This window comes from Pseudomonas sp., from assembly GCF_032058845.1.
Classification (GTDB): Bacteria; Pseudomonadota; Gammaproteobacteria; order Pseudomonadales; family Pseudomonadaceae; genus Aquipseudomonas.
On record NZ_DAMCCR010000151.1, the window covers coordinates 1 to 7,872 of the forward strand.

At 65.4% G+C, this 7,872-nt stretch carries 7 protein-coding genes and 1 pseudogene; 6 read left to right on the forward strand and 2 right to left on the reverse strand.

The window, feature by feature from the left end:
• A pseudogene (locus RT028_RS19185) lies at window positions 1-314 on the reverse strand (GlxA family transcriptional regulator); the annotation flags it as partial.
• 115 nt (window positions 315-429) lie between these two features.
• On the opposite strand from RT028_RS19185, the gene RT028_RS19190 reads away from it, so the two are divergent.
• The 6 genes from RT028_RS19190 (at window position 430) to RT028_RS19215 (ending at window position 6,602) form a co-directional block, all read left to right on the forward strand.
• Complete coding sequence (locus RT028_RS19190) at window positions 430-933, forward strand: isochorismatase family protein (RefSeq protein ID WP_312936901.1); 504 nt, start codon at window positions 430-432, stop codon at window positions 931-933.
• A gap of 93 nt (window positions 934-1,026) precedes the next feature.
• Window positions 1,027-1,476 (forward strand): GFA family protein, encoded by a 450-nt coding sequence (locus tag RT028_RS19195; protein WP_312936903.1) that lies wholly within the window; start codon window positions 1,027-1,029, stop codon window positions 1,474-1,476.
• A gap of 187 nt (window positions 1,477-1,663) precedes the next feature.
• Window positions 1,664-2,704, forward strand: a complete 1,041-nt coding sequence (locus tag RT028_RS19200; protein ID WP_409567313.1) for a WD40/YVTN/BNR-like repeat-containing protein — start codon at window positions 1,664-1,666, stop codon at window positions 2,702-2,704.
• Window positions 2,701-5,091: an RND family transporter gene (locus RT028_RS19205; RefSeq protein ID WP_312936905.1), complete on the forward strand. Its 2,391-nt coding sequence runs from the start codon at window positions 2,701-2,703 to the stop codon at window positions 5,089-5,091. Before RT028_RS19200 ends, RT028_RS19205 begins: the two co-directional genes overlap by 4 nt.
• 127 nt (window positions 5,092-5,218) lie before the next feature.
• The gene (locus tag RT028_RS19210) at window positions 5,219-5,500 is read left to right on the forward strand and encodes a DUF5629 family protein (protein ID WP_312936907.1); all 282 of its coding nucleotides are present in this window, start codon (window positions 5,219-5,221) and stop codon (window positions 5,498-5,500) included.
• Window positions 5,472-6,602: a lactonase family protein gene (locus tag RT028_RS19215; protein WP_312936909.1), complete on the forward strand. Its 1,131-nt coding sequence runs from the start codon at window positions 5,472-5,474 to the stop codon at window positions 6,600-6,602. The genes RT028_RS19210 and RT028_RS19215 overlap by 29 nt, the downstream gene beginning before the upstream one ends.
• Window positions 6,603-6,985: 383 nt before the next feature.
• Here RT028_RS19215 and RT028_RS19220 read toward each other — a convergent pair.
• Window positions 6,986-7,872, reverse strand: an 887-nt coding sequence (locus RT028_RS19220) for an SbcC/MukB-like Walker B domain-containing protein (RefSeq protein WP_312936911.1), incomplete at its 5' end; no start/stop codon positions are given.

Here is a 7,872-nt window from a genome sequence, read left to right on the forward strand (position 1 = left end):
CCGAACGTACCCAGGCACAGACCGACCACCACCGCGCCTCGCTGGGCGGCGTGGCACAGCACCTCGACCAGCTCATCGGGCACCGGCTCCTGCGCGTCGCGCCAGCCCGGCAGCAGCACCAGGTCCGCATCGCTGGCGGCCTCCAGGTCGGCGCTGAGGTTGAAGCTCAGCCCACCAGGCCCCAGGACCCGTCGATGGCTCGCACAGATGATCACCTCATCGGGCGCAGCCAGGGACGCGCCCTGGAACACCGCAAGTGGCGTGGAGAGCATGAACGGGCTGACATGGTCGTAGGCGAGGAGGGCGATCTTCATTGGCCGAATCTAATCGAAAGATGGCCATCCGGCCAGTCGTTGCCGCGCCGTGACAGGGCTAGGCTTTTCGTACAGAGCCTGAAGTCACACCACTGACCCCCTGGAGTACACCGCCATGAGCCGCGCACTGGTCGTAATCGATATTCAGAATGACTATTTCGCCGACGGCGTTCTGCCCTTGCATGACGCCGAGGCCACCGCCGCCAACATCTGTGCGGCGATCGAGCGCGCGCGCCAGGCCGGTGACCGCATCGTGCTGGTGCAGCACCATTCCACCGAGCCTACAGGGTTGTTCGCGGCGGGCAGTGCGGGGGCGGCGCTCAGGCCGGCCGTTCTCGATGTTGCCCAGGGCGCGCCGATCGTGCTCAAGCACCTCGCCGATGCGTTTCAGGAAACCGACCTGGCGAGCCATCTGCACAACGTCGAGACGTTGCTCATCTGCGGGATGATGACGCAGAACTGCGTGGCGTTCACGGCGATGTCCAAGGCGGCCGAGGCCTTCGACGTGGTCGTGGTCGAAGACCTCTGCGCCGCGCCCACCGAGCCCGTGCACCTGATTGCCCTCAGTGCGCTGCGCTCGAAACTGACGGTCAGGCGTGCGGAGCAGGTGTGGCCTTGATCCCCACCTGGCCGACGCGCCGCAGCCTCGCACAGGAGGCCAGAAGCCGCTGGCCAGCTATGCTGCCAGGCACCTTGCTCACACGGTGCTGCCATGACTGCCCTCGACACCCGCCCCCTGCATCACGGCGCCTGCCACTGCGGCGCTGTACGTTTCACGGTACGCCTGGCTGACGGCCTGGACACCGCCCGCCGCTGCAACTGTTCCTACTGCCGCATGCGCGGCGCGGTGGCGGTCTCGGCCGACCTGGCCGACCTCTCGGTCGAGCAGGGCGAGGCGGCGCTGACGCTGTACCAGTTCAATACCGGCGAGGCCAAACACTACTTCTGCTCGCACTGCGGCATCTACACCTTTCACCAGCGGCGCTCCTCGCCTGATCAATACGGCATCAACGTGGCGTGCCTGGAGGGCATGAGCCCGTTCGATTTCGCCGAAGTGCCGGTCAGCGAAGGTGTTCAGCATCCCAAGGACCGTGTCGACGGTCGATCCACGACTGCCGGCTGGTTGCGTTACCAGGCCAACGTCGAGGCACCAGACCGTTGAGTGTCCCAGGGCGGGCAGCGCCAGCGGGCCGGTACATTCACGTGCAAAATAACGATCCACCTGCGTTGATCTGCAGCCGCCTGCACCGCTAGGATGGCCCATCGCTATCGCAGCATCTGTTTCCTTGGGGTCGGCCTCCCTCGCGCAGGCGCACAACCCCCTCCAAGAACAACGACAGGGGAACGCCATGACGGCACGCTCAAGGATGACTGGCAGCCACGCTACAGGTGCGCTGCTCAAGCTGATGCTCCTGGGTGTCGCCCTGGCGCTCTGGGCCGGCAGCCTCGAGGCGGCTCAGGCGCCAGACGCGCCAGACGCCATGGCCCTTCCTTCATCTCGCGCCAGCCACAGCCTGTTGCTCGACGCCGCCCATGCCGGCAACCGCCTGGTGGTGGTCGGCGACCGCGGGCATGTGCTGATGTCCGACGATCAAGGGGCAACCTGGACCCAGGCCCACGTGCCGACCCGGCAACTGTTGACCGCCGTGTATTTCGTCGACACCCAGCATGGCTGGGCGGTGGGCCATGATGCGCAGATTCTCGCGACCGCTGACGGCGGCGCGACCTGGCGCAAACAGTTCGAAGACCGCGCCCGCGAAGCGCCACTACTCGATGTGCATTTTCTCGATACCCAGCACGGCTTTGCCGTCGGTGCCTATGGTGCATTGCTCGAAACCCGTGACGGCGGGCAGCACTGGCAGGACGTCAGCGAGCGCCTCGACAACCCGGACCAGCTGCACCTCAACGCGATTACCGCAATCAAAGGTCGCGGCCTGTTCATCGTCGGTGAGCAGGGCAGCCTGTACCGCTCCAGCGATGACGGCCAGCAGTGGTCACGGCTCGAAGGGCCATACGAAGGGTCATTGTTCGGCGTGCTCGGCACTGCCACGACCGGCACGGTGCTGGCCTATGGGCTGCGCGGCAATCTGCTGCGCTCGACCGATTTCGGCGATACCTGGCAGCGCGTGCCACTGCCCACCGCACGCGGCCCGTTAGCCTTCGGCCTGGCAGGCGGTGCGTTGCTGGCCGACGGCAGCGTGGTGATCGTCGGCAACGGCGGCAGCGTGCTGCGCAGCACGGATGACGGCGAACAGTTCAGCCTGTTCAACCGGCCCGATCGCCTGGCGTTGTCCGGCGTCGTGGGGCGGCAAGGAGGGTTGCTGCTGGTAGGGCAGGCCGGCATTCGCCTGACTACACCCGAGGGCGCTGACCAGGAGGTGCAGCCATGAGCGGGCAGCAAGGTGTGACGCCCGACGACGCCCAGGCCACTTGGCTGGAACGAATGATCTTCACCCACCGCCCTGTCGTGATCGGGCTGTGCCTGTTGCTCAGCGTGTTGCTGTTCTGGCAGGCCCTGCTGATTCGCCCGTCCACCAGCTTCGAGAAGATGATCCCGCTGCAGCACCCCTTCATCGAACGTATGCTCGAGCACCGCAACGATCTCGCCAATCTGGGCAACACGGTGCGTATCTCGGTCGAGGCGGTGAATGGCGACATCTTCGACCCGACGTACATGGAAACCCTGCGCAAGCTGCATGACGAGGTGTTCTATCTGCCCGGTGTCGATCGCAGTGGGCTCAAATCCCTGTGGAGCCCCAGCGTGCGCTGGACCGAAGTCACCGAGGAGGGCTTTGCCGGCGGCGAGGTGATCCCCAACACCTACGATGGCTCACCCGCCAGCCTCGATGCACTGCGCGACAACGTGCTCAAGTCTGGCCAGGTCGGGCGGCTGGTGGCGAACAACTTCCGCTCCAGCATCGTCGATGTGCCGCTGCTGGAAAGCTACCCCGATCCGCAAGACCCAGGCCGCCAGGTGAAACTGGACTATCAGCAGTTCTCCCACCAGCTCGAAGACAAGATCCGCGACACGTTCCAGGCGCAGAACCCCAACGTGAAGGTGCACATCGTCGGCTTCGCCAAGAAGGTCGGCGACCTCATCGACGGCTTGTCGATGGTGGTGGTGTTCTTCGGTGTGGCGCTGCTGATCACCCTGGTGCTGCTCTACGCCTTCACGCGCTGCATTCGCAGTACCGTGGCGGTGCTCGTCACCACGCTGGTGGCGGTGGTCTGGCAACTGGGATTGATGCACGCCGTGGGCTTTGGCCTGGACCCGTATTCGATGCTGGTGCCGTTCCTGATCTTTGCCATCGGCATTTCCCATGGCGTGCAGAAGATCAACGGCATCGCCTTGCAGTCCAGCACCGCCGACAGCGCGCTGACTGCCGCGCGGCGTACCTTCCGCCAGCTGTTCTTGCCGGGGATGATCGCGATTCTGGCGGACGCGGTGGGTTTCATCACCTTGCTGGTGATCGACATCGGCGTGATTCGCGAGCTGGCCATTGGTGCCTCGCTCGGGGTCGCGGTGATCGTGTTCACCAACCTGATCTTGCTGCCGGTGGCGATTTCCTATGTGGGCATCAGTGGCAAGGCGATCGCCCGCAGCAAGGCCGACGCGCACCGCGAGCACCCGTTCTGGCGCTTGCTCAGTGGGTTCGCCAGTGCCCGTGTGGCGCCGGTGTCCATCGGCCTTGCGCTGCTCGCCTTCGGCGGCGGGCTCTGGTACAGCCAGCACCTGAAGATCGGCGATCTCGACCAAGGGGCCCCGGAACTGCGCCCTGACTCGCGCTACAACCAGGACAACCGCTTCATCATCGACAACTACTCGACCAGCTCCGACGTGCTGGTGGTGATGGTCAAGACGCCTGCCGAACAGTGCTCGGTGCACGCGACCCTGGCGCCCATCGATGAGCTGATGTGGACGCTGCAGAACACCCCCGGCGTGCAGTCGGCGATCTCCCTGGTGACGGTGTCCAAGCAGGTGATCAAGGGCATGAACGAGGGCAGCCTGAAATGGGAGACGCTGTCGCGCAACCCTGATGTGCTGAACAACTCCATCGCCCGCGCCGATGGCCTGTACAACGCCGATTGCTCGCTGGCGCCCGTGCTGGTGTTCCTCAACGACCACAAGGCCGAGACCCTGCAGCGAGTGACCGGGGTCGCCCGCGAATTCGCCAGCAGCCACGACCGTGACGGTCTGCAGTTTCTCCTGGCAGCGGGCAACGCCGGGGTCGAGGCGGCCACCAACGAGGTGATCAAGTCTGCCGAGCTGACCATCCTGCTGCTGGTGTACCTGTGCGTCGCGCTGATGTGCCTGGTGACCTTCCGCTCGTTCGCCGCCACCTTGTGCATCGTGCTGCCGCTGGTGCTGACCTCGGTGCTGGGCAACGCGCTGATGGCCTTCATGGGCATCGGCGTGAAGGTCGCGACGCTGCCGGTGGTGGCGCTGGGCGTGGGCATCGGCGTGGACTATGGCATCTACATCTACAGCCGGCTGGAGCATTTCCTGCGTGCCGGGCTGCCGTTGCAGGAGGCCTACTACCAGACCCTGCGCTCGACCGGCAAGGCGGTGCTGTTCACCGGCCTGTGCCTGGCGATCGGCACGTGCACGTGGATTTTCTCGGCCATCAAGTTCCAGGCTGACATGGGCCTGATGCTGACCTTCATGCTGCTCTGGAACATGATCGGCGCCCTGTGGCTGTTGCCGGCGCTGGCGCGCTTCCTGATCAGGCCCGAGCAGCTGGCGGGCAGGACAGGCGGATCGCCGTTCGCGCATTGACCGCAGGCGCAAGCAAGCTCGCTGAGGCTTCTGTCGGGTGGGCGCGCCTACGCTGCCGATCTTCAGCCGTGCGTGAGGTTGGCCCGCAAGAGGTATACTGCACGCCATTTTTCGTTCCGGATTTCCCATGACCCTCCTTGCTGCCCTCCAAGCCTGCGACATGCTGCTGATCGATGACCTGCACTGCTTCGACTTTCACCTCGACGACGACGGCCTGATGGCCGAGTGCATGGACGGTCGGCAACTGCGCCGGTGGCAGTTCAGCCCGCAGCAGATTGCCGCTGCGCAAGGCGAGGGTGAGCAATGGCGCCTCGACGGTGTCCAAGGTGAACACCGGCTGGTGTGCATGAGCGCACTGCGGGCACCGGACGAGGACCACGATGAACAGGATCTACATACACCTGCTTAGCACCGGCTTGATGAGCCTGACCCTGCACAGCCACGCCGCCACGCTGCTGGTGGGCAGCTATACCGATGGCGACAGTCATGGCATCTACCGCTACCACTTCGATCCCACTCAGGGGCAGATCGACGCGACCCCGCTGCAAGTGGTACGCGCCGCCAATCCTTCCTGGCTGGTGTTGTCGGAAGATCAACGCCAGCTGTACTCGGTCAACGAATCGCGCAGCGGCCAGGTCAGCAGCTTTGCCATCGGTAAAGACGGCGCCCTCCGCTCGCTGGGCACGATCGCCAGCCAGGGTGGCGAGCCGACCCACGCCAGCCTCAGCCGTGACCAGCGCTACCTGTTCGTCGCCAACTACGGCGCCAAAGCTCCGGGCGGTAGCCTGGTGGCCTTGCCGGTGCGCCGTGACGGCACGCTCACCCGCGCCACCCAGGACCTGCGTCACGCGCCCAGCAAGGTCAACGCCGAGCGCCAGACCGAGGCGCACGTGCATTCGGTAGTGCTCGCACCCGACGGCCGGCACCTGTATGCCAGCGACCTGGGCGCCGACAAGGTGTTCATCTACCGCTACGACGGTGCCAATGACACGCAACCGCTCAGCTCGGCGCCGACGGCCAGCCTGGCGCTGCCCGCAGGCAGCGGGCCGCGTCATCTGCAGTTCGATGCCAAGGGCAAGCATGCCTACCTGACGCTGGAGATGCTGGGTGAAGTGGCCATGCTGACGGTCAAGCCTGACGGTCAGCTCACGCTCGACCAGCGTCTGCCACTCACCGAACAGACCGACCCTGCATTCAAGGGCGCAGGCGGGCTGCACTTGTCAGCCGATGGGCGTTTTCTTTACGTCAGCAACCGTGGCCAGGCCAACCAGATCGTGGTCTATCGCGTGCACGCCGACGATGGCCGGCTGACGCTATTGCAGCGCCGGTCAGCCGAGGGCGAGCATCCCCGTGAGTTTGCCGTCGCGCCAGACGGTCATTTCCTGCTGGTGGCCAATCAGCACAGTAACGAGATCGTGGTCATCAGGCGCGATCCGCGTGAGGGAACCTTGGGCGAGGTCGTGCAGCGCCTGGAACAGCCGGCGCCGTCGGACTTGAAGTTCATCGAGTAGCGCGCGCGAGCTGTCACCACCTGTGCGCCTGTTGGAGCGGCCGGTCAGGCGCTCCGGTCAGTCGCGATGGGCGGCGAAGCCGTCCTGATGGCTGCAGTCGTGCTTTCTCCAGGAATACGCGTCGCCTGGATCAGGACGGCGAAGCCGTCCATCGCGACTGAAGTCGCTCCTACTCGGATCGCACGCTCCTATCAAAATAACTCTTTCCAGTTCACACGCACCTGTGGGAGCGGCCGGTCCGGCGCTCCGGTTAGCCGCGATGGACGGCGAAGCCGTCCTGATGGCTGCAGTCGCGTTTTTCCTCAGGAATGAGCTCCTCCTGAGTCAGAACGGCTATGCCGGCCATCGCAGCCGAACCTACAGCCCCCTGCATCGGCGCCGCCTCAGCCACACACCTCCACATCACTCAAGCCATTACCCTGACGCCGCACCTGGATCTGCACGGGAATACGCTCGTGCATCTCCTGCACATGGGAGATCACCGCCACCTTGCGCCCCTGGGCTTGCAGGCCATCCAGGGCATCCATCGCCAGTTGCAGCGATTCCGGATCGAGGCTGCCGAAGCCTTCGTCGATGAACAGCGACTCGATGCGCAATGTGCTCGAGGCCATCGACGCCAGCCCCAGGGCGAGGGCCAATGACACCAGGAAGGTCTCACCGCCCGACAACGAATGCACCGAGCGCAGCTCATCGCCCATCTCGGTGTCCAGCACCAGCAGGCCGAGGGCGCTGCCGCCGCGTTTGAGGCGATAGCGCCGGGCCAGCTGGCGCAGTTGGGTGTTGGCATGGTGCAGCAGCAGGTCGAGGTTGTAGCCCTGGGCGATCTTGCGGAAGACATCGCCCGAGGCCGAGCCGATCAGCGCGTTGAGCCGTGCCCAGCGCTGCCAGTGCTGCTCGGCCTGGGCAATCTCGGCAGCCAGTGCATGGCAGGCCTGCTGGCGGCGTTGGTCTTCGGCCTGTTGCGCACGCAGCTCGGCGCAGCGTTGCTCGTGCTGCGCCAGGCGTTGTGCGGTCTCGGCCAGGGCCTGCTCCAGGGCATCGGCCGGCAACGGCTCGAGGTCGGGCTGCTGATGCTGGTGCAGACGCTGCTCGCGCTCTTGCACACGGATGCGGGCTTGATCGAGGGCGGAGTCTGCGTCTTGCACGTCCTGGCGCAAGGCTGCGCGCTGCGTGTCGTCGATGGCCAGCAGGCGCTCGAGGCCGGCGTCGTCGAGGTCGGCATGCGCCGCGCGCCACTGGGCGATGGCCTGCTGCAACTGCTGGTGTTCCT

Coding starts and splice junctions, on each gene's coding strand:
- RT028_RS19200 (WP_409567313.1), top strand. CDS start 1,664: ATGACGGCACGCTCAAGGATGACTGGCAGCCACGCTACAGGTGCGCTG.
- RT028_RS19190 (WP_312936901.1), top strand. CDS start 430: ATGAGCCGCGCACTGGTCGTAATCGATATTCAGAATGACTATTTCGCC.
- RT028_RS19215 (WP_312936909.1), top strand. CDS start 5,472: ATGAACAGGATCTACATACACCTGCTTAGCACCGGCTTGATGAGCCTG.
- RT028_RS19210 (WP_312936907.1), top strand. CDS start 5,219: ATGACCCTCCTTGCTGCCCTCCAAGCCTGCGACATGCTGCTGATCGAT.
- RT028_RS19195 (WP_312936903.1), top strand. CDS start 1,027: ATGACTGCCCTCGACACCCGCCCCCTGCATCACGGCGCCTGCCACTGC.
- RT028_RS19205 (WP_312936905.1), top strand. CDS start 2,701: ATGAGCGGGCAGCAAGGTGTGACGCCCGACGACGCCCAGGCCACTTGG.